This is a genomic window from Synechococcus sp. RC10B2, from assembly GCF_047502635.1.
In genome coordinates, this window is sequence record NZ_JANSHO010000081.1 from 1 (window position 1) to 21307 (window position 21307).

Sequence of the window (21307 nt, forward strand, 5' to 3'; positions counted from 1 at the left end):
AAAAGCGCACGACACCCCTCCCCCGCCACGCGGGAGAGGGGCTGGGGGTGAGGGCGATTAGCACCCGCTGCCGAAGTTGAACAACACCTCCAGCAGGTCGGCGTCGTCGACGACCCCGTCGCGGTTCAGGTCGGCTTGCGCGTTGCTTGCGCCGAAGGCGAACAGCACGGTCAGCAGGTCGGCGTCGTCGACGCAGCCGTCGTCGTTAGCGTCGCCCGCGCGCGCAGGAACCCAGCCCAGCGCGGTCGGCTGCAGCCCTGCTGGGTAGCCCTTCAGCGTCAGACTCTCCACAGGCGTCGCGGTCGCCGTCTGCGCGTCGTGGTTCAGTTGCACGCGCCACAGCGTCGCGCCGTTGCTGTCGGCGGACGCCAGATACAGCGCGTCGCCCGCAGGGTCATACGCCAGCCCGCCCAGCACATGCCCGCTGGGGACGCCGCTCAGCGCGTACTGCACCGCGCCGAACACCAGCGGCTCGTCAGGGAAGTTCACGCGATGTAGCCCGTTCGCCGTCGTAATCAGCAGCGCGTCGCCGACCCACTCCAAGCCAATCGGCTGCAGGTCGGGGCGATCCATGCCGTAAAACCCGTTGGTGGGCAAGCCTGCCATATTGCTCACATGCACGATTCCAGGGCTGGAGTTGCTATGTGCGGGTGCGGCGCGCCAAATCTCGCCGTTGTGGATTGTGCCGTCCTTCATCCAGTGGTGCCCGTAGAAGCAGTTGCACATCTGGTAAGCGAACGCCGAGCGGAACGCGCCCGTGTAGGGGTTCAGTTTCAGCAGCGTGCGGTCGTTCTCCAGCCCGACATACAAATCGTTGCCGTCATACGCCAGCAGGTTGTAGTCGCGTGACTGCACGAAGCCCCACCTGCCTGGCTCTACCACGCGGTCTACCTGCCCCGTGCGCAGGTTGTAGCGGAACACACGCGCAGGCAACTCGCCCGCGCCCGACAGCCATAGGTAGCCGTCGGCGTAAACATTCGCGAGCAACAGCGCGCTCAAACCGAAACACGCAATCAGTTGTCGCATCGTTAGACCTCCATTCGGGACACTGCACCTTAATTGACTCCGACGCTGCCCAAAAGCGGACATGTCTGCCCGCGAAGGGTCGCCATACGCAGTATACACCCAATCGGGCGCGGGCGCAGCGTGCGGGGGCGAAAAACTCGGAAGATTCGGGGCGCAAACTGGTACAATTCTCCTGCTATGACCCGCGAAGCGTTTCGGGAGCGGCTGGCGCAGGGCGCACTGGTCGCCGACGGCGCGCTGGGCACGATGCTTGCCCTGCGCGGCGTGCCGCAGCCGTATGAGTTGGCGAACTTGACGCACGCCGAAGTGGTGCGCGCGCTGCATCGCGAATACTACGAAGCGGGCGCACGGCTGATTGAGACCAACACCTACTTCGCGAATCGCGTGCGGTTGCTGAACCTGCCTGAGCGCGGCAGCGAATTGCCCCCCGCCTTCAGCCTGCTGGAGCAGTTCGGGTCGCCCGACGAGTTGGTGCGGCGCATCAACCGCGCGGCGGCGCAACTGGCGCGCGAGGCGGTCGGCGACGACGCGCTGGTGTTCGGCGCGGTCGGTCCGGTGGGCAAGCCGCTGGAGCCGATGGGCGAGGTGCGCCGCGCCGAAGCGGAGCAGGCGTTCGAAGAGCAAATCCGCGCCCTGCTGGAAGGCGGCGTGGACGGGCTGATACTGGAGACTTTTATTGACCCGCAGGAACTCGCGCTGGCGATTCGCGTCGCGCGTCGCCTCGCGCCCGATGTGCCGATTATCGCCTCCAAAGGCTTCGTGGAGGACGGCGAGACGCTGATGGACGGGCTGCCCGAACGCTTCGCCGAACAGATTCAGCCGCTCGATGTGGACGCCGTCGGGGGCAACTGCATCGTGGGACCCCAGCGGATGCTGGACATCGTGCGGATGATGGCGCAGGCGACCGAACTGCCGATTAGCGCGATGCCGACGCCAGGCTTGCCGCAACTGGTGCGCGGGCAGGTGGTGTACGACATCCACCCCGACTACTTCGGCAAGTACGCCGCGCGCTTGGTGGAGGCGGGCGCGACGATTGTCGGCGGGTGCTGCGGCACGACGCCCGACCACACCCGCGCTATTGCCCAGCATGCCCGCGCCGCGAAGACCAAGCCGCGCACAGTCGTCGCCGTGCGCACGCGCGAACGCGCCCCCAAAGAGGAACTGCCCACCGCCAAGCCGTCGCGCCTATCGCACCTGCTGGGCAAGGAGCGCGTGATTACCGTCGAACTCGACCTGCCGCGCGGGCTGAAAATCCAGAAGGTCATCGAGAGCGCGCGCCTGCTGAAAGAGAACGGCGTGCATATGATCGACATCTCCGACGGGGCGCGGGCGCGCCTGCGGATGAATGTGATCGCCACCTCGCACATCATTCAGCGCGACGCGGGGATTGAGGTCATGATGCACTTCGCCTGCCGCGACCGCAACCTGCTGGCGATTCAGTCCGACCTGCTGGGGGCGCACGCGCTGGGCATTCGGAATGTGCTGGCGATTACGGGCGACCCCGCGCAGATTGGCGACTACCCCACCGCAACCAGCGTGTTCGATGTGGACGCGATTGGGCTGGTGCGCATCCTGCGCCGCTTCAACGAAGGGCGCGACCTCGCGGGCAATAGCATCGGCGTCTACGCCAACTTCACGATTGCCGCCGCCTACAACCCCCTCGCGCCCGACTTGGACGCCGAAAACGACCGCCTGCGCCGCAAAATCGACGAGGGCGCACATCTCATCTACACACAGCCGCTTTTTGAGATGCCCGTCGTGGAGCGCACGGCGGAACTGTTGCAGCGCCTGCGCACGCCGTGGTTCGTGGGCGTGCTGCCGCTGCGCAGCGCACGCCACGCCGAGTTTATGCACAACGAGGTGCCAGGCATTGAGATTCCCGAACCCATCCTGCAGCGGATTCAGGACGCGCCCGAAGACGCCGCACTACAAGTGGGGCTGGAGATTGCGCAGGAGTTCGTGCGTCAGGCAGATCCGTATGCGCAGGGGCTGTACCTGATGCCCCCTGCAGGCAGCGCACAAATCGCCCTCAAGGTGCTGGAGGGGTTGGGGTAAACTAAAGCAGGGGTGATTGCGCATGCATGCTGAGAGTTGGGCGGTTCCTTTACTGGATCAACTTATTCAGCAGAAGCAGGAGCAGCGCGCAGGCTTGGAGCGATTCTGGCAGTGCACGCGCTGGCTACGCCTTTTGACCCTACCTGCGTTCCCTGTTTGGTTGCTGCTTCAAATAGAGATGCGCTACGCAGAGCCGTTTCTCGTCGGGCTGCGCGAGCGGTACATCCACAATCGCCTCACGCGTATAGACCGCTTCATTCTCGAATGCTTATGGTATCAATCGCTTGTGCCACGATTCGTCCAGTTTTGGGAGCGTATTTTTTTGTATTATTTCGTCGTGTTTGTTTTAGCGTTTTCGATGATTTTTTACTTCATAGCGTTCATCGCGATTCGTGAGTTTCTGCGCTGAGCGTCGCTGCAACGGTGCTTAGCGGTCGGCGTTTCTGGGCGAGGCGCGAAGTAGGTTGTTCAACCTCGTGTGGAGGGCTTCTATGGCGCATTGGGTACTGTACGCGCTCTTCTCGGTGGGCGTGGTCATCGAACTCGTGTCGGTCTATTTGGACTGGCGCGTGATGACGGGCAGAGGGAAGACCAGCGGCGCGTGGGGTGTGGCGTTCGGGATTTTCGTGTTGTTTGGGTTGTACGGCGCGCTTTTGGGCAATCGGCGCGGCGAGCCGTTCGTGTTCACGCGGGAGTTGGCAGTCGCGCTTGCGGCGATAGGGTTTCAGGTAGCGTTTCACGGGCTGTATCCACTGGCGCGAACCTACTTGCCCAGGCGGCGTTCCTAAAGAGCCGTGAATACGGTGTTTCTGCGCTTCGGAGTGCAGAAGCGAAGCTCCCGCCTCATGCTGAAGCTACGCTTCAGCACTCCATAATTTGTCTCTCTCGTCGCGGTGTGCCCCTATCTCCCAAGCCCTTTTTCCTTGAGGTACTCGCGATAGACCGCCACCGCCTGCGGCATGGTGCTGGTGAGTTGCATAATGCCGCTGACGCGCCCTTTGGGCTGAATCTTGCGCTGGGTGAACGCCATCATCGCGTTCTCTTGACCCGTGTAGAGTTTGTGGAACAGGTCGGCGGTTAGGGTCAGCGCGGCTTCCTCCTCGCCGTCGGGCTTTTCGGTCACCACTTCCAACTTGCCGCCGCGCGTGTCGATCCAGAAATCGATGTCGGGCTGCTTGATGTGGATGGCAATCAGCATGTCCAGTTTCTGCCAGCCTTCGCGGATAACATCCACGCCGCGCAGCCGCTCGATGAACTCCAGCACAAACGCCTTCGCTTGCTCGGCATCACGATACGGGAACCCCATCGTCGTCTACCTCCGACGGAAGGGTTCGACGGCGCGCGGTGGGTTCCTGCCGACTCAGCGCACGGTGCTGCCGCTGGGCACTTCGCGGTCGGGATGCAGCAGCACTGCCCTGCCGTCCACATCCGCCGCCAACATCATGCCCTCCGAGACGATGCCCCGAATCAGCGCGGGCTGCAGGTTCACCAGCACGGGAATCTGCTTGCCCACCAGTTGGTCGGGCGTGTAGTCTTCGGCGATGCCTGCGACGATGGTGCGCGTCTCGCCGCCGACATCGAGCGTCAGTTTCAGCAACTTGGTGGACTTGGGCACGGGTTCGGCGGCAGTGACGGTCGCTATCCGTATCTGCAGTCGCTTGAAGTCGTCGATGGTGATGGCGTCTTGCATGGTCGTCGCTCCTTGCTGGGGTGGTTCGGGCTGGGGCGTAGGCGTGGGCGGCTGCTTGGGTTCCGCTTTCGCTTGCAGGCGCGGGAAGATGGGCGTCGGCTCCTGCAGCGTGTGTCCTGCGGGCAGGGCGTCCATCGCGGTGGCGTCGCTCCAAGCGGGCGGTTCGCCGATGCCGAGTTGCCGCGCGATTTCGCGGGCGACTTGCGGCATCGCTGGCTCCACCAGCGCGCACAGCAGCCGCGCCGCGATAAGCCCCGCGTACAGCACCTGCCCCGCGCGCGCCGTGTCGCCCTGCTTCATCAGCGTCCACGGCGCTTGCTCGTCGTAGTAGCGGTTCACCGCACTGATGATTTGCCACGCCTCGCGCAGCCCGCGGGGGAAGTCCACTGCCTCGTAAGCCTCCGTGACGCGGGCGGCTTGCTGCGCGAACAGGTCTGCCAGCCCTGCGTCTACCCGCGCACCGTCGGGGACGCGCCCGCCGAAGTAGCGGTGCATCATCGACAGCGTGCGGTGCAGCATGTTGCCCAAGTCGTTCGCCAGGTCGCCGTTGTAGCGCGTCTCCAACCCCTCCAGACTGAACTCGGCGTCGGAGTCGGTGGGCATCTCGCGCAGCATATAGTAGCGGAAGGCGTCCACTGCGTAGGGCGTCTCGCAGCCTGACGCCGCCGCCAACGACTGCACCACCTCCAGCGGCGCGTACACATTGCCCAGCGACTTGGACATCTTCTGCTTGTTCACAATCCACCAGCCGTGCCCGTACAGGCGTTCGGGCAGGGGCAAATCTAATGCCATCAGCATCGCGGGCCAGATGGTGGCGTGGAAGCGCGGCAGGATGTCCTTGCCCATCAGTTGCAAATCGGGCGGCCATGTGTCGGTGTAGTCGTCGCGCTCCAGCCAGCCCGTCGCCGTGAGATAGTTCAGCAGCGCGTCGAACCACACATAGACCACCCCGCTGGCGGGGTCGTCGGGCACGGGCACGCCCCAATCCGTACCTGTGCGCGTGACGGCGATGTCCTGCAGCCCTTCGGCGATAAAGCCCAGCGTCTCGTTGCGCCGCACTTCGGGTTCGATAAAGCGCGGATTCGCCGCGAGATGCGCCTTCAGGCGCAATTCGTAGGCGGAGAGGCGGAAGTAGTAGCACGGCTCGTCGCGCCACTCCAGCGGCTTGCCGCAGTCGGGGCAAGTGCGCGACTCACCTACCTTGCTGCTGGCGAAAAAGGTCTCGCACGAGACGCAGTACCAGCCCTGATAACTGCCCTTGTAGATGTCGCCCTGCCGCACCAGCCGACGAAAGACCTCCGTCACCACGCGCTTGTGGCGGTCTTCGGTCGTGCGGATGAACACATCGTACTCGATGTGCAGGGCTTGCCAGGTGCGCTCGAACTCGGCAGCCATCTCGTCGACGAACTGCTGGGTGGGGATGCCGCGTTCCCCAGCGACGCGATGCACTTTGGGCGCGTTCTCGTCCGTGCCTGTGAGGAAGTAGACCCTACGCCCGCGCCGTTTCTGGAACCGTGCGCAGGCGTCGGCAACAATCGTCGTCAGCGCGGTGCCGATGTGCGGCACGCTGTTGACATAGTAAATCGGCGTCGTGATGTAGTAGCGCTTCATGCGTGAGAGTAGTGTACCTGATGGCGCGTCGGGGTAAACTAATCGGGTGAAAAAAGGCGAGCCGATGAGTTATGAGCAGGCACGGGCGCGCTGGCAAGCGTCGAACCCGCCGCGCCATTACCTGTCGATAACCGACCTGACCCGTGAATCGGCGGAGACCGTCCTTGCGCTGGCGCACGCGATGAAACGCGCCACGCAGGGGGGGCACGAGTTGTTCCGCTTCGCGCGTCCGACCGCCGTCGCGCTGATTTTCGAGAAGCCGTCGCTGCGCACGCGCGTGACCTTAGAGGTCGGGTTGTACCAGATGGGCGCGTATGGGGTGTACCTAACGCAGAGCGACATCCAGATGGGCGCACGCGAGGCGGTGATGGACATCGCCCGCAACTTGGGGCGTTGGGTGCAGGGCATTATCGCGCGGGTGTTCCTGCACACCGCGCTGGAGGAACTCGCGCGCTTCTCGGATGTGCCCGTGATTAACGCGCTGAGCGACCGCGAACACCCGTGCCAAGCGCTGGCGGATCTGATGACCATTCAGGAGCGTTTCGGAACCGCGCCCCGCACGCTGGCGTGGGTCGGCGACGGCAACAATGTGTGCCACAGTTTCACCCTGCTGGCGGCGATGCTGGGGCACACCGTGCGCATTGCGACGCCTGAAGGCTACGCGCCGCGCCCAGAGATTCTGCAGCAGGCGCAAGCCTTCGCTGCCGAGTCGGGCGGCGCGGTTGTCGTAATCGATGACCCGCGCGAGGCGATCGCCGACGCCGATGGGGTCTACACCGATGTGTGGGTCTCGATGGGCTTCGAGACCGAGCGCGAGGCGCGCATGCGCAAGTTCCTGCCCTATCAGGTCAACGAGTCGCTGCTGTCGCTTGCCAAGCCCGACGCGATTGTGCTGCACTGCTTGCCCGCCCGACGCGGCGAGGAGATTACCGACGCCGTGCTGGACGGCGCGCAGTCGGCGGTCTGGGATCAAGCCGAGAACCGCCTGCACACCCAGAAAGCCTTGCTGGCGCTGATGCTGGGCTAAGCGCGCCCGAAAATCGCCAGCGACACGCGCGGCGCACGCGCCACCAGCCACGCCAGCCCGAACGGAATCAGCAGCCCCGTTAGGTAAAACAGTGGCAGCCCGAAACGCGCCTGCAACGCGCCCGCCAGACCCCAACGCGCCAACTCCGCCAGGATCAGCGGGTGCAGCAGGTAAATCTGCAGCGAGTAGCGCCCCAGCACGCCGACGCCCGAAACCACCCGCCACTCGCGCGTGCTGAGCCAATACGCCACTGCCAGCAGCAGGAAACTGACCCCCGTCGTGAACAGCCAGTTGCCCACCTGATACTGGAAGGTGTTGACCGCCTGCCCGCGCAGGGCATCCAGCGCGAGCGGCAAATAGAGCCACAGCCCCACGCACGCGCACCCCAGCGCAAGCAGCCACCCCCGACGCAGCACCACATCCAAACGCGCCGTCTGCGTCGCCAGCCACACCCCAAGCAGCACCACAGGCGTATACCACAGCACATAACTGCCCGTGTAGGGCACACGGTACACCAGTCGGTTAAACCAGTAGACCGCCATCGTGAGCGCGACGATGGCAAGCAGCACCGCCCAGAACGGCGGGCGCAAGCGCGCCACAGGCAACAGCAACGGCAACAGCACATAGAGTTGCATCGCCACCGCCAGAAAGTAGAGATGGAAGTACGCCTTGCCCCAGAACAGGTAGTCCGCCCAGCGCGACCAATCAGGCGACGCGCCAAACGCAAAGTACCGATACGCCAAGTAGACCCCACTCCAGAGCAGGTAGGGCAGCAGCGCTCGCAACGCGCGATTGGTCGTGTAGCGCCGTAGGCGGAACTGGCGCAGCAGCGCGGTCGTCAGCACCAGCGCGGTCATCATCAAAAACGCGGGCACGGCGTAGTGCAGCGTGCGGTTCAGCACCGCCAGCGTCAGCCACGCCAATCCGTCGCGATCGAGCATCCCCAGAAACCGCCCCGACGCATGGTGGAACACCACCTCCAGAATCGCCAGCCCGCGAAACACCTCCACCCAGCGGAAGCGTTCGTTAGCGTCTTGGGCAGGCGGCGCGGCGACCGCCGCGTTGTCGTGCGTTGGGCTAACCATGCGCGCCCTCCTCGAACCAGCGCGCCAACGCCTTCAGCGCGACATCCCATACGGCGTCGTTCGTGCGGTGCGGCAAGCTGGGGAAGAAGACCAGATGATCCTCACGCAGGTCGCCCCAGCCTGTGAACGGCAGGGCGCACCGTTGGCGTTCCTTGAGCCTGCCGCGCCACGGCTTGCCGTCGTTTGTGAGCGCGACGGTATATACCGTGCGCCCCATCGCCCGCCGCGTCTCGCGCCAGCGACACGCCTGCGAGACGGGGATTAGCACATCCTCGCCCGCCTGAATGAACATAATCGGCGCGCGCACCTCCAGCACATGCTTGAGCGGGTCGCGTGCGTCCCAGCATTCGGGGCACTCGTCGGGCGAGCCGCCCACCCAAGCGTCCCAGCGCTTGGCGCGCTCTGTGCGCCCGTAGTTGACCAGCATCTGGCGTTGTTCGCGGAAGTCCATCGGCGTCATCACGCATACGATGCCGCGCACATGCGGGTCATTGCGGGCGGCGTTGATGGCGATTGCCCCGCCCAGCGAGACGCCGATGTAGGCGTACCTGCCGTCGCCGCCGACCTGCGGGAGCGACTTCGCCAGCCCGCGCACATCCACCGCGTCTTCCAGCCCGAAGTCGATGAAGCCGCCGCTTTTGCCCTGCCCGCGCATGTGGGGCAGCGCAACCAGATAGCCCGCCTGCGCCAACCGTCGCGCCGCCGCCCGATGGTTCGCGTTCACGCCCACGAACCCGCCAGGCAGCAGCACCACCGCAGGCGCACGCGACTTGCCCTTCGGACGGTAAATCTCGGCGTACAGCGGCACGCCGTCCCGTTCGTAGCGCACGGTCTCGTAGTCTTGAGTCCTGCCCACCACCCGCAAGTTGGGAACCCACACGCCGTTCTCGGAACCCGTCTGTCTCGGCTGGCACGCGATGAGCAGCCAGCACGCCCCCAACAGCACCCAGCGTCGCATCGTCGCCTCCGCCGACAGGATACCCCATAACTGCCACGACTGGGTACACTCCCACCCGATGCACCAGTTCACTTGGCGGGCGATGGGCACGGAGTTTACGCTGTATCTGCCCGACGGCGAGCGCGAGTGGGCAGCGGGCGTCGCAGGCGAACTGCAGGAAGAGACGCGCCGACTCGAACGCCAACTCAGCCTCTACCTGCCCGACAGCGACCTGTGCTACCTGAATGCGCACGCGCACGAGCAGCCCGTCCGCGTGGAGCCTGAACTGTTCCGCCTGCTGCAGATCTGCCAGTCGCTGTATGCGCTGACGCAGGGCGTGTTCGACCCGACCGTGACGCCCCTGCTGCGCCTGTGGGGCTTCGTGGACAAGCAGTATCGCGTGCCCGACCCCGACGCGATTGAGCAGGCGTTGGAGCGCGTCGGGATGGAGTTGGTGCTGCTGGAGCCAAGCGGCTGCTGGGTCTACTACGCACTGCCTGGCGTGGAACTCAGTTTCGGCGCAATCGGCAAGGGTTGGGCAATCGCGCAGTGCGTGCGGATTCTGCGCGAACTGGGGGTGGGCAACGCCCTTGTGGACGCAGGCGGCAGCACGCTGTACGCGCTGGGAACGCCTGCGGGGGGTGTTGCCCTCACCCCCAGTCCCTCTCCCACAGGGTGGGCGAGGGGAGCAGAGGCTGCCCTCGCCCCCAGCCCCTCTCCCACAGGGTGGGAGAGGGGTGTAGGGGCGGACGGCGATGCGCCCTGCGGTGCATTCCCCCTCTCCCGCCTTGCGGGAGAGGGGGACAAAGGGGGTGAGGGCGACAAGGCACCCCTGCCCAGCGAAGCGCAATCAGGCTGGCTCATTCGCCTCCCCAATGGAAGCGAGAGGCTACTTCGGGACGCCGCGCTCGCCGTCGCAGGCGACACCGAGCAGTATTTCGAGGTGAATGGCATACGCTACGGGCACATTATAGACCCACGCACAGGCTACCCTGCCCCGTCGCGCCCGCCCGTAGCCGTGATTGGCGACGATCCGACGCTGTGCGACGCGCTCAGCACCGCGCTCTACATCGAACCCGCGCTGGAGAGTATCGTCCGCACGCGCTGCAGGTCGGTCTCCGTATCCACCGCAATCGACGGCTGCGGGAAGTAGACCATCCGAATCTTGTAGCCGTGTTCCAGCACGCGCAACTGCTCCAGCGACTCAGTGCGTTCCAGCGGCGTCGGTTCCCACTGGGCGTATTGCAGCAGCAGCGACTTGCGGAACACATACAGCCCAATGTGGCGCAGCACGGGCACATCGCTCGCCTCGCGCGGATAGGGAATTCGCGAGCGGGAGAAGTAGAGCGCGTCGCTGTTCTGGTCGACGACCACCTTCACCACGCTGGGCGCCTCGTAATCTTCGGGCTGCGCGTGGCAATAAAGGCTGCTCATCATCACGCTGGGGTCGTCCAGCAGGGGCTGCACGGCGCGGTCAATCGCTTCGGGGTTCAGCAGCGGTTCGTCGCCCTGAATGTTGACATAAATCTCGCCGTCGGTGTTGCGGGCGACTTCCGCCATGCGGTCGGTGCCTGAGCGGTGCGCGTGGCTGGTGAGCATCGCCTGTGCGCCGAAGGCGTGCGCTGCCTCGACGATTTCGGGGTCGGGCGTAGCGATATAGAGTTCATCCAGTGTGCGCGCCTGCGACGCCCGCTCCCACACCCACTGAATCATCGGCTTGCCCGCGATGTCCAGTAGGGGCTTGTTGGGCAGCCGCGTCGCCGCCAACCGCGCGGGAATCACACCGATGACCTTCATGCGCCCACCTGCCATAGGATTAGCCCCGACAGCACCTTCGGGTGGAAGTAGGTGGACTTGTGGGGCATTTTGCCGCCTGCGCTGGCGATTTGCTGCAGGGCACGCAGCGGGGGCGGGTTGAGCAAGAACGCCGCCTGCGCCGCACCCGTGCGCACTGACTCCAGCGCGTCCTGCGCCGAGCGGGTGTAGCGCTTCTGCGGCTCAGTATAGCCCAGCGCGGGCATGATGCGCTCGTGCAGCACCCACGAGTCGAGCCGTATCAGCGCGTCGGGCAAGCCTTGCACGGGCGGGTACATCTTCGGGCGGATGAGCCACGCGCCCTCGCGCCACACGAAGCCAATCGCCTCGCCGCCGTGCTGCGCCATCTGTTCCAGCACCGCCTCGTGCGCGACGGGGACGCATTCGAACTCGCTTTGCAGGCGCGCTTGCCACTCGGCGGGCGTGCCAGGCGGCGACTCGGCAAGCACGCGATGCGTCGGCAGAATCACCAAGCCCGGATCGTCCAGCGGCACGAGCAAAATGGGCACGAACCGTTCGGGCGAGTCGTCGGCGCCGTAGGTCTGACCGTAGCGCAGTGCAGTCTCGTAGCGGTGGTGCCCGTCGGCGATCCATACGCGAGCGTTCGCGAAGGCGCGCTCAAACCGCGAGACCTCCACAGGGTTCACGAGGCGCTCCAGTTTGTGGAAACTCCCTTCGGGCAGGTCGTCGCCCTCTACTTGCGCCAGTGGCTCCCACATCGCGTCGGCAATCGCCTCTTGGAACGCGGGGGTGTCCTCGAACAGCCCGAAGATGGTCTCCAAGTGTGTGCGGGTCGCCTGCAGCAAGCGGTAGCGGTCTTCCTTGACGCCAGGGAAGGTCTGCTCGTGGGGCAGCACGACGCCGTTCTCGTAAGGCTCGGTGTGCAGCAGCACGAAGTAGCCCGTGCGCGTGCGCGTGCCACCCGACAGCGGGTCGTGGAATCGCTGCACATAGCGGTAAATCGCGGGGTCGGGGTCTTGGCGCAGCACACCTTCGGCAAGCCAATGCTGGAGCAGGCGTGCGGCACGGGCGTAGCGGTCGTCGCCCCCCTCTGGCAGGGTCAGATGCACGATATTGTACGGGTTGCGCGCCGCCAACTCCTGACGCAGGGTGTCGTCGATGACATCATACGGCGGCGCAACCACATCGGGGATAAGCCGCGCGAAACGGGTCGCTCGAAACGCCCTTACAGTTGCCATACAGGTTTGCTCCTTCGCAAAGAATTCGTTGGATTCTAATCATGTAAATGTCGCGCCCCACCCCAACCCTCCCCGCACGCGGGGAGGGAGCCGCAATTCCTCCCCCGTGTACGGGGGAGGTTAGGAGGGGGGCATTTCCAAAAACTAACGCAAAGGGATTTATTACATCTCCCGTAATGGAGTATACCCAATTCACTCCCCCTGCAATTCCTGCAGGAGGCTTTCGATCTCGTGGCGCATCTCGGCTTGGGTCTCTGGGTCAGGGATGAACGCGACCTGCAGCCAAGTCCCCTCGCGCGTGTCGGGCGGGAGCCATGCCAGCGGGCAGAGCCAGTGCAGGTAGTCGCCCTCGCCGAGTGCGACAAGCAGCACGGCTATCGGCTCGCCGCGTTCGTCGGTCTCGATGCGGTCTACGAAGGCGCGTATCATACGCTTTGCCTCCTGTCGTTCAGCCACTGCAGCAGCGCTTTCAGCGGGCGTGTGTTCAGGATGCGCTCTGGGGTCGCCCATGCGCGTTGCGCCAGCCCGACCGCCAGTTCCATCGCCTGCAGGTCGCGCGCGGCGTGCGCGTCCGTGCCCAGACAGACCCACGCGCCGCTTTGCAGCAGCAGTCGGGCGATGGGCGTCGGCGGATCCATGCGCGTCGGGTAGCCATTGATTTCAATCGCCTTGCCCAGCACGCGGGCGCGCTCGAACACCTGTTCCCAGTCGGCGTCGTTGGGGGGGCGTTTGCCGTAGCGCCTGCCTGTGGGGTGCGCCAGCGCGTCGACGGCGGGGTGTTCCAGCGCACGGATCAGGCGCGCGGTCATCTCTGTGGGCGGTTGCCCATGCGCCTCGTGAATGCCTGCCAGCACGAACTCAGCGGCGTGCAGCATCCACTCAGGCGCGTGCAGGCTCCCGTCGGGCAGGATGTTGACCTCCACCGCGTTGATAAGGTACGGGCGTCCACCCGTGCGCTGATTGAGTTGCTCGATTGCGCGCCGTCGCTGTTCGAACGCCTCGCGGGTGGTGAACTGGTGCGCGTGGTCGGTAATCGCGAGGTACTCGTAGCCCAGCGCGTCTGCCGCCTGCGCCATCGTTTCGAGCGTGTCCAGCCCGTCCGACCAGTGCGAATGGCTCTGCAGGTCGCCGCGAATGTCGCCGAGTGCCACCAGCGTCGGCAGTCGCCCCTGCTCGGCAGCCTCGATTTCGCCTGTGTCCTCGCGTAGCGGGGGCGGGATGTAGGGCAGTCCCAGCGCGGCGTAGACGGCTTCTTCGGTGTCGTCGGCAAGGCACTCCGCGCCGCGCCACACGCCGTACTCGTTCAGTTTCAGCCCGCGCTCGATGGCCCGCTGGCGCAGGCGGATTGAGTGTGCCCGCGAGCCTGTCAGGTACAGCATCCCTGCGCCCCAGCGTTCGGGCGGCACAATCTTCAGATCTACCTGCATGCCGTCTTTCAGGAACACTTGCGCCCGCGAGATGCCCTGCGCGTACACTTCGGCGACGGCGGGCAGGCGCACGAACGCCTCCACCACCGTTTGGGGCGCGTCGGAGGCGACCAGGTAGTCCAAGTCGCCGACATCTTCCTGCATGCGCCGCGCAGAGCCGCACAGCATCGCCTGCTGCACGCCGTCCAGCGCCCCAATCGCCTGCTGCAACTCGCGCCCGCGCGGGAGGGCAAGCCCCAGTGGCGTGCGCCGCTGCGACTTGTGCTTGAGTTCCACCAATCGCAGCAGCCGCTCGCGCTTGCGTGGGGTAAAGTGCGGCAGGCGGTCTACTGCGCCGCTGAGGAGCGCGTTGCGCAGGCTTGCCAAGTCATGCACGCCGAGTTGCTCGTGCAGCAGGCGCGCCGTCTTCGCGCCGATGCCAGGCACCTCCATCACCTCCAGCACGCCTGCGGGAACCTTCTGGAGCAACTCCTCGCGCTTGGGGATTGTGCCCGTCCGCAGGTAAGCGAGGATTTTCTCGGCGATGGCTTCGCCGATGCCTGGCAGCGCAGCGAGCGCGTCCACGCCGTTCTCGGCGAGCGTCTCGATGGGCGTCTGCAGCGATTCCAGCACCTGCGCCGCCTGCCGATAGGCGCGCGACTTGAACGGGCTGTCCCCCACAAAATCGGTCAGGTCGGCGAGTTCCAAAAACTGCTGGGCAATCGCCTCGTTGGACATGGTGAGATTATACCTGCATCTATTCGGGCAAAATTCCCCCGAACAGGTCTTCGGGCACGACTACATGTACAACACTTGGCTTATCTACAACTACTCGGATGTGCTGCGCGGCGGCAGCCCGTCGCAGTGGACGCTGAACCCCAAGACGCTGGCAGCCGTGGCGCGCCCTGCGGACATCATTATCTTCTTCGACGCGTTTGCCATGTGGCACGGAACCTCCAAGGGACCCAACGGCGGACCCATCCCCGAAAACTGGAATGTGGCGTTCGTCGATGGGCACGCGAAGAACATCCCGCACACCGTGTTCATGGATCAGCACCCGTCTGTCCCTGCGGCGGGCGGGCGCACCACGCGCTTGAATCAAGACCCCTCGGCGGACAACCCCAACTTGTAATCCCATCCCTGACCGTCTGGCAGGAGCGCCTCCCGATGCGGCGAAATTGCCCGCGCGGGAGGCGCGTCTATGTATAGCCTCTGGGAGAAACTGGAGAAACGGGAGAAGGCGTCACTGGTGGGTGTTTACGCGGCGTCGCTTGCGCTGGTGTGGACATTAGGCTACGGCTGGGGACGCAGCAGCAGCGCGAGTAGCCCGATGCAGGTGGCAGGCGTCAGCCCACAAAGCAGCGTGGAAGTGATTGACCTCAGCCAACCGCCCAAGCCCGAAGCCGTGCCGACCGAGCCAACCGCGCCGACTGAGCCGACGCCCAGTGCAGAGGTGGTCGTGCATGTGTCGGGCGCGGTGAAGCGAGCGGGGGTGTATCGCCTTGCGCCTGACAGCCGTGTCGCCGACGCCATCGAGCAGGCAGGCGGCGCAACCCAAAACGCCGACCTCGACGCGCTCAACCTCGCCGAACCCATCCAAGACGGGCAGAAGATCCATGTGCCGCGCAAGGGCGAAGTCAGCGCGCCTGCTGTGGCGAGCGTCGCGCCGTCGCGATCACCACGAAGCGCGCCACAAGCCGCTGCCGCCGCCACGCCGCAGTTCCCCATCAACCTCAACACCGCCACCGCCGAGCAACTGGAAGCCATCCCAGGCATCGGTCCCGTGCTGGCGCAGCGGATTATCGAGTACCGCCAAACGCACGGCAGGTTCCAGTCGGTCGACGAACTGCTGGAGGTGCGCGGGATTGGACCGAAGCGGCTGGAGAACATGCGCCCGTATGTGGTGGTGAAGTAGCGGGCTATTCCCCATACACGCAAGTATGCGGGCGGTAGCCCTGCCGTTCGGCTTCCTGCGCCGAGCGGAAGCGCACTTGGTTCTGCGGTTTGGGCAGCCCGCGGCAATCGGGTCGGTGATACACCTTGCTGTTGCGGTTGCCGATGACCGTGCCGACGATGGGCGCGGGCTTCGTTTGCGCAGCTGGCTGCGTCGGCGCGGCGCGCGTGGTCGCAATCTGCAGTTTCTTGTCCGCGCCGAGGCGCATCACGATGTCGCCGTGCAGGTCGGTGCGGTACACGCGTCTGCCCTGCAGCAGGGCGAGCGTCTCGCGGTGGGGATGCCCGTAGCGGTTGCCTGCGCCCACAGAAATCACCGCGACGGTCGGGTTCACGCGACTGAGGAACGCGCGGTCGGTGCCGTTCTCCGCGCCGTGGTGGGCGACTTTCAGCACATCGGCGCGGAGGTTCGGGCGCGTGGCGTAGAGTCGCGCACGCCCCTCGCGCTCCAAATCACCCGTGAACAGGAAACTGCCCCCAGGCGCGTCGAGGCGCATCACAATACTGTTGTTGTTCGGGTCGGAGCGCGTGCCTTTTAGCAGCGGCTCGCTCGGCGCAAGAACGCTGACGCGCACATTCGGCGCAGGCTCCAGCGTCAACCCGCGCCGCACGACGCGAAACTTGGGGCGCTTGCCGTCGGGCGACCGTGCGCCCCGCGCCGCCAGCAGAAAGTCGCGGTACACGGGCGATTCGAACGGCATACCGATATCCCACACCTCCGCCACGGGGAACGCTTTCAGCACCTGAATCAGCCCGCCGATGTGGTCGCTGTGCGGGTGCGTCGCCACGAGCCAGTCGATCTGCTGCACGCCCAGCCGACGCAGTTTGCCCACCAGCGCGACGCCTTTGCTGGTCTCCCCACCGTCGATGAGCATCGTCTTGCCGTTGGGGAAGGTGATAAGCGCGCTGTCGCCCTGCCCGACATCCAAAAACGCGACCTGCAGCACACCCTGCGGAGCAGGCTCCAGCGCGGTTGGGGACGCAGGCGCAGTGGGCGCGGTCGCCGTGCGCTTCGGCGGCGCACTGCACGCGACCAACGCCAGAATCAGTATTGTCAGCAGGCTTGTACCGAGCGCACGGGCAAAGTTCGCAAATTGCCCCCCTCCTTCAGGTTCCCCCCGCTTCGCGAGGGGAACCGAGCGAGGGCACAGGTTCTCCCGCTTCGCAAGGGGAACCGAGCGGGGCGCACCTGTTCGGTTCCCCCTGCGTGCAGGGGGAACCTGAAGGAGGGGGTCGCCAATCCGTTGCGTTTTTGTAAAGCGTGTCGCGTTGGTCAGCGTTATGCCTGAGCGCATCGCCCAATTAAACCCCATCGGCTACCCCGCGCGCCCTGTGGCGTTGGCGATGTGCAGCGGCTGCAGCGCGGACGCCAGCACGCCGAAGCCAGGCGCGTAGAACACCGAGTCGGGTGCGCCCGCTACTGAGATGCCCGCCGCGTCGGTCAGGGTCTGCTCCAACTCCAGCAGCGTTGCGGGCTGAATCGCGTAGGGCAGGTGCGCCACCTCCGCGCGATAGAGTTCGCCGCGATGGGCAGTGAACAGCGCGTACCGCTCCACCAGAAAATGCTCCAGCGTGTTCGGCTCCGTCTCGCGCGGCTCGCCGCTAAAGCGATAGCGCACGCGAGCGTATGGGCGGGGACGCTTCTTGCGAGTCGTGGTGTAGACAATCTCGTTGGGCGCGAGCATCTCCCACCACATACGGGCATAGTAATACGGCAACTTCCAGAAGCGTCGCGCAACCCACACGCCCAGCCGATGCGCCGCGTCAAGGCTGAAAAACCAGACCCCGCGCTGCTCGCCATAGCGCACATAGGTACGGATGTTCGCTTCGGGGAAATCGAGCAGTTTCGGGATGGGGGGTAGCCACACGGGGCGCACGCTCTCCATCACGAAGGGCACGAAGCCGACCCACGCCGCGCCGTCGTAGGTGTCTATCTGCAGCGGCTCAGGAATCAGCGGGCGCAGGCTCGCTACGGGCACGCGCCAATGCACGAACAGCAGGTGCTTCCAGCGCATGCTCAGCGCGGGACGCCACTCGCGCTCGCTCATCGGGGGCATTCCGTCTCGCTCAAGCGTAGCCATCGGCTCAGTTTGCCCCGTAGTCGGGCAATAATCCAGTATACCCCTTCGACCATCCAAATCAGCGGGGGTAGGCTGAGGGGGCGGGTGAGCCAGCCGTAGCCGAGTTGCTCGCCGATAAACAGCACCGCGCGCCCGCTGCGCAACACGCGCCCGTCGGCGGTAATCACATGCACGCCGCGACGCAGAGCGTTGGGGGAGACGCGCTGCAGCAGTTCGGGCGGCGCGCTCTGAAACGGCGCGATGCGGAATCGTCCGTGCGTATCGCGCCGACGCAACCGCGCGATTGACCACGCGCAGAAGTCGCACGCGCCGTCCCACAGCACCCAGTGTACGGAAGAGTCCATTACCTATGAATACGCAAAAAGGGCTGGCGCGGTTGCCAGCCCTCGCGTTGACCCTTATAATGAGCGCGACTTAGCGCACGCGGCGGCGCAGCCCGACCAGACCCGCCAGACCCGCGCCCAGCGCAATCAGGCTCGCAGGCTCAGGCACCCAGTCCTGCTCCACCAGTAGGAGCGAGGCAGTATCTGTGCCCGGCGCACTGCCCGTAATGAACAGAAAGAAGTTCTCGTAGACCGTCACATCGTTGGCAGGCTGAGACAGACTTACGGAGAACACATAGGAGCCTGAGCTGCTTATCGTTCCCGCATCATTGTACAGGATTGCGTTGTCCGAGTTGCGCACGACCTTCTTCTGCCACAGAATTTGCGCGTTGCCCTGAATGAACGCCGCGATGACGAAGTTGAAGCCTGTTAGATTGCCGTCACCATGGCTTGGGGCAATCGAGTAGGTCGCGCTGTAGCCGCCGTTCGTGAAGGGGGTGCCGTCGCCGACCAGAATCGGGTTCGGTACGCCAGCAGCAGTCAGGAAGGTGACCTGTGGCAGTGGGGCAGTAAGCACCACTGCAGGCACATTGGTCGTCACAGCACCAGGGTTCAATACTCCCGAGCTGTTGATAATTGTTACCGTCCATGCGTGCGCTCCAGCAACCAGCGCCGCGCTCATCGCTACTGCATACAGTGTTCGTCGCATCATAATCCTCCTTTGCAGCGTGTGTGGCTCCCTCGCGCCGAACGCTTCTGGGCAAAGAAGCGTCGGCATAGAGCCACTTCCAGCAACAGCAACTTTTGTGCCAAACGCTGTGAAATTGCGGGCGGTCAGGGGCAATTCGAGCCGAATTGTGGAATAATCGGTGTGGGGAGACGACACGATGCTCTTTTTCATCGGTATGGCGGTTCTGTGTGCGTGGCTTGGGGCGCAGCTACGCGACCGCTGGCTCTGGGTGAACGCGGCGTTGTTTGTGGGGCTGGCGGGCATGCCTTACTTTACAAGTGTCGCACTCTGGGGCTGGTGGCTGGCAGTTGGGCTTACGGCGTTGTGGGCGGCGCGGCGGGTTCCGACGCCTTGCCCCGCGCCCGCTCCACCGACTCCACCTGCCCATTACGCAGTTTGTAGACCGTATCACAGTAGCGCAGCATCAGAGGATCGTGCGTAACCAGCACGACCGCGCCGCTGCCTCGATGCTGTTCCAGCAGATCCAGCACATGCAGCCCTGTAGCTTGATCCAGCGCAGCGGTCGGCTCGTCGGCGAAGATGACCTCTGGCTCCATCAGCAGGGCGCGCGCCACACACGCCCGTTGACGCTCGCCGCCCGACAGCGCGGATGGGAAGCGATGCGCCTTGTCCGCCAACCCTAACTGCTCCAGTAGCCACAGCGCGCGCTCGCGATACGCACGCACATCGGGCGCGCCAACCACAACATTCTCCAGCACGGTCAGGTAGCCCAGCAGGTAGGGCTGCTGGAACACGAACCCGAACCGCTCGCGGCGCATCGCGCTGCGCTCGGCGTCCGACGCCTCCGTGTAGCACCGCCCGCGATAGCGCACCGTGCCGTGCGTGGGCAACTTCAGCCCGCTCAGCAGATACAGCAGCGAACTCTTGCCCGACCCCGACGGACCGACAATCCCCACGAACTCGCTGGGGCGCACCTGCAGGCTCACCGAGTCGACGGCGCGCACCTCGCGCTCGCCGTCACGGTAAATCAGCGACGCGCCCTGCGCCTCAATCAGCACCGCTGGATTCATCCTGTTTCGCCTGTCGGATGGCGGTCAACACCTCGTCGCCGTGCGCGGCGGGCTTGACCTTCGTGAATACCTGGTGCACCCTGCCGTCGGGCGCGATCAGGTAAGTGATGCGATCCACGCCCCAGAACTCTTTGCCGTACATGTGCTTCTTGCGCCACGCACCATATGCCTCGCTTACCGTGTGGTCGGTATCCGCCAGCAGCGGGAACGGCAATTCGTATTTATCGGCGAATTGGCGATGGCTCTGCACATCGTCCGCGCTGACGCCCAGCACCACCGCACCCTCTTGCACCAGATCGGCATGCACATCGCGGAACGAACACGCCTCCTGCGTGCAGCCGGGCGTCATGTCTTTCGGATAGAAGTATAGCACCACCCATCGCCCCCGATAGTCGCTTAGGCGCACTGGGTTGCCCTGCTGGTCGGCAAGGCTGAAGTCGGGGGCGATCGAACCGCGCGTTAGGATAGCCATAGCACGCCAATTATACCGTCTGGTGGGGTATAATCGCGTTGCGCAACCGCGCGACAGGAGGCTGAACCGATGACACGAGTGTTTCGAGCAACGCTGCTAACGGCGTGCGCGCTGCTGAGTCTGAGCGCGGCAATCGCACAGGAATAAACCCTCAAATTGAATGTCAAAGAGGGCAACACCTTCAAATACCGCTCGTCGATGGATATCGACTTCGGCGGGCAACCTGTATTCGTAACTACTACAGTCACAAACAAGGTGGTGAAGGTGGAGGAGAACGGCAATATCCAGATGGAATCGGCGTCGAGCGAGTTGACTATCAAGTTCGGCGACCAAGAGATGCCCCAGCCTGCACCCCCCGCGACCAAGATGACCTTCAAGCCCAACGGCGCCGTCGCGAAAGTGGACGGCGGGGACGCCATGATGCAGCAGATGAACGCTGCGCAGATGGTCTACCCCGAAAAACCCGTCAAGGTCGGCGACAAGTGGAGCGAGACGGTCAAAAATGCTGGGGGCGAGCTGAAGATCGACTACGAGTTCGTTGGCGTGGAGAAGGTCGAAATTAAAATGACGGCTCGCTCGGTCAACGCCAAAGAAGGGGAAGGCTACAGCGCGGACGGCTTCAACTGGATAGACCCCAAAACGGGCATGCTCGTCAAGATGGAAGCCCGTATCAAGGGCATGCAGGTCGAGGGCGCGCCAATGCCCATCGACGGCACGCTGAAGATGGAACTGGTGAAGTAATCCTCTGTTGCTTAGCCATCCACGCGCAGCAGGGGCGAGCCTGCTGCGCGTGAGGTATAATCCCTTCGCGATGGCGACGCAGACGGCAACCGCCCAACCCAAACGCGCTAAACGCACCAAGCGGC

General features: G+C 64.7%; 23 protein-coding genes. 8 read left to right on the forward strand and 15 right to left on the reverse strand.

The genetic code is table 11. The features are described from left to right. Positions 1–57: 57 nt before the first annotated feature. Positions 58–1026, reverse strand: coding sequence for a hypothetical protein (locus NW855_RS12945; protein ID WP_414508854.1), 969 nt, complete (start codon positions 1024–1026; stop codon positions 58–60). A 177-nt stretch (positions 1027–1203) separates the two neighbouring features. On the opposite strand from NW855_RS12945, the gene NW855_RS12950 reads away from it, so the two are divergent. The 3 genes from NW855_RS12950 to NW855_RS12960 all read left to right on the forward strand — a co-directional run bounded on the left by NW855_RS12950 (position 1204) and on the right by NW855_RS12960 (position 3869). Continuing rightward, positions 1204–3081, forward strand: coding sequence for a bifunctional homocysteine S-methyltransferase/methylenetetrahydrofolate reductase (locus tag NW855_RS12950; protein ID WP_414508855.1), 1878 nt, complete (start codon positions 1204–1206; stop codon positions 3079–3081). 22 nt (positions 3082–3103) lie between these two features. Continuing rightward, complete coding sequence (locus tag NW855_RS12955; protein WP_414508856.1) at positions 3104–3490, forward strand: hypothetical protein; 387 nt, start codon at positions 3104–3106, stop codon at positions 3488–3490. Positions 3491–3572: 82 nt separating this feature from the next. Beyond that, positions 3573–3869, forward strand: coding sequence for a hypothetical protein (locus tag NW855_RS12960; protein ID WP_414508857.1), 297 nt, complete (start codon positions 3573–3575; stop codon positions 3867–3869). 113 nt (positions 3870–3982) lie between these two features. On the opposite strand, the gene NW855_RS12965 is transcribed toward NW855_RS12960, so the two are convergent. Together NW855_RS12965 and metG are read right to left on the reverse strand one after the other, a co-directional pair. Then, positions 3983–4387 (reverse strand): SCP2 sterol-binding domain-containing protein, encoded by a 405-nt coding sequence (locus tag NW855_RS12965; RefSeq protein WP_414508858.1) that lies wholly within the window; start codon positions 4385–4387, stop codon positions 3983–3985. Positions 4388–4441: 54 nt separating this feature from the next. After that, positions 4442–6382 carry a methionine--tRNA ligase gene (gene metG / locus NW855_RS12970; protein WP_414508859.1) on the reverse strand — a complete coding sequence of 647 codons (1941 nt, stop codon included), beginning with the start codon at positions 6380–6382 and terminating at the stop codon, positions 4442–4444. 64 nt (positions 6383–6446) lie between these two features. Here metG and argF point away from each other — a divergent pair, with 64 nt between their 5' ends. After that, positions 6447–7409: an ornithine carbamoyltransferase gene (gene argF / locus NW855_RS12975; RefSeq protein ID WP_414508896.1), complete on the forward strand. Its 963-nt coding sequence runs from the start codon at positions 6447–6449 to the stop codon at positions 7407–7409. Here the strand turns inward: argF and NW855_RS12980 are convergent. Together NW855_RS12980 and NW855_RS12985 are read right to left on the reverse strand one after the other, a co-directional pair. Further along, positions 7406–8494, reverse strand: coding sequence for an acyltransferase (locus NW855_RS12980; protein ID WP_414508860.1), 1089 nt, complete (start codon positions 8492–8494; stop codon positions 7406–7408). The two genes, argF and NW855_RS12980, sit on opposite strands and share 4 nt — an antisense overlap. Next, a complete protein-coding gene (locus NW855_RS12985; RefSeq protein ID WP_414508861.1) occupies positions 8487–9452 on the reverse strand; it encodes an alpha/beta hydrolase family protein in 966 nt (321 codons plus the stop codon). Before NW855_RS12985 ends, NW855_RS12980 begins: the two co-directional genes overlap by 8 nt. Here NW855_RS12985 and NW855_RS12990 point away from each other — a divergent pair. Further along, positions 9412–10584: an FAD:protein FMN transferase gene (locus tag NW855_RS12990; RefSeq protein WP_414508862.1), complete on the forward strand. Its 1173-nt coding sequence runs from the start codon at positions 9412–9414 to the stop codon at positions 10582–10584. The genes NW855_RS12985 and NW855_RS12990 overlap by 41 nt on opposite strands. On the opposite strand, the gene kdsB is transcribed toward NW855_RS12990, so the two are convergent. From kdsB to NW855_RS13010, 4 genes are all read right to left on the reverse strand, one after another. Beyond that, positions 10497–11228, reverse strand: coding sequence for a 3-deoxy-manno-octulosonate cytidylyltransferase (kdsB, locus tag NW855_RS12995; protein ID WP_414508863.1), 732 nt, complete (start codon positions 11226–11228; stop codon positions 10497–10499). The genes NW855_RS12990 and kdsB overlap by 88 nt on opposite strands. Further along, positions 11225–12445, reverse strand: a complete 1221-nt coding sequence (locus tag NW855_RS13000) for a DUF1015 domain-containing protein (protein WP_414508864.1) — start codon at positions 12443–12445, stop codon at positions 11225–11227. The genes kdsB and NW855_RS13000 overlap by 4 nt, the downstream gene beginning before the upstream one ends. Positions 12446–12637: 192 nt before the next feature. Next, on the reverse strand, positions 12638–12874 hold the full coding sequence (locus tag NW855_RS13005) for a DUF3006 domain-containing protein (RefSeq protein WP_414508865.1): 237 nt from the start codon (positions 12872–12874) through the stop codon (positions 12638–12640). Continuing rightward, positions 12871–14589: a helix-hairpin-helix domain-containing protein gene (locus tag NW855_RS13010; RefSeq protein ID WP_414508866.1), complete on the reverse strand. Its 1719-nt coding sequence runs from the start codon at positions 14587–14589 to the stop codon at positions 12871–12873. The genes NW855_RS13005 and NW855_RS13010 overlap by 4 nt, the downstream gene beginning before the upstream one ends. Between NW855_RS13010 and NW855_RS13015 the strand changes: the two genes are divergently transcribed. Together NW855_RS13015 and NW855_RS13020 are read left to right on the forward strand one after the other, a co-directional pair. After that, positions 14588–14983 carry a hypothetical protein gene (locus NW855_RS13015; protein ID WP_414508867.1) on the forward strand — a complete coding sequence of 132 codons (396 nt, stop codon included), beginning with the start codon at positions 14588–14590 and terminating at the stop codon, positions 14981–14983. The two genes, NW855_RS13010 and NW855_RS13015, sit on opposite strands and share 2 nt — an antisense overlap. A 69-nt stretch (positions 14984–15052) precedes the next feature. Continuing rightward, positions 15053–15766, forward strand: coding sequence for a helix-hairpin-helix domain-containing protein (locus tag NW855_RS13020; RefSeq protein ID WP_414508868.1), 714 nt, complete (start codon positions 15053–15055; stop codon positions 15764–15766). Between the two features lie 4 nt (positions 15767–15770). On the opposite strand, the gene NW855_RS13025 is transcribed toward NW855_RS13020, so the two are convergent. The 6 genes from NW855_RS13025 to bcp form a co-directional block, all read right to left on the reverse strand. Next, entirely contained in the window at positions 15771–16751 is a 981-nt protein-coding gene (locus NW855_RS13025) for an MBL fold metallo-hydrolase (protein ID WP_414508869.1), read from the reverse strand. 369 nt (positions 16752–17120) lie between these two features. Next, on the reverse strand, positions 17121–17885 hold the full coding sequence (locus NW855_RS13030) for a YqjF family protein (protein ID WP_414508897.1): 765 nt from the start codon (positions 17883–17885) through the stop codon (positions 17121–17123). Further along, positions 17849–18229: a thiol-disulfide oxidoreductase DCC family protein gene (locus NW855_RS13035; protein WP_414508870.1), complete on the reverse strand. Its 381-nt coding sequence runs from the start codon at positions 18227–18229 to the stop codon at positions 17849–17851. Before NW855_RS13035 ends, NW855_RS13030 begins: the two co-directional genes overlap by 37 nt. Positions 18230–18299: 70 nt before the next feature. After that, complete coding sequence (locus NW855_RS13040) at positions 18300–19109, reverse strand: PEP-CTERM sorting domain-containing protein (RefSeq protein WP_414508871.1); 810 nt, start codon at positions 19107–19109, stop codon at positions 18300–18302. A 143-nt stretch (positions 19110–19252) separates the two neighbouring features. Next, entirely contained in the window at positions 19253–19969 is a 717-nt protein-coding gene (locus NW855_RS13045; protein ID WP_414508872.1) for an ABC transporter ATP-binding protein, read from the reverse strand. Then, positions 19947–20441, reverse strand: a complete 495-nt coding sequence (bcp, locus tag NW855_RS13050) for a thioredoxin-dependent thiol peroxidase (protein ID WP_414508873.1) — start codon at positions 20439–20441, stop codon at positions 19947–19949. The genes NW855_RS13045 and bcp overlap by 23 nt, the downstream gene beginning before the upstream one ends. A 156-nt stretch (positions 20442–20597) precedes the next feature. Here bcp and NW855_RS13055 point away from each other — a divergent pair, with 156 nt between their 5' ends. After that, positions 20598–21182, forward strand: coding sequence for a DUF6263 family protein (locus NW855_RS13055; RefSeq protein WP_414508874.1), 585 nt, complete (start codon positions 20598–20600; stop codon positions 21180–21182). Positions 21183–21307 lie beyond the last annotated feature (125 nt).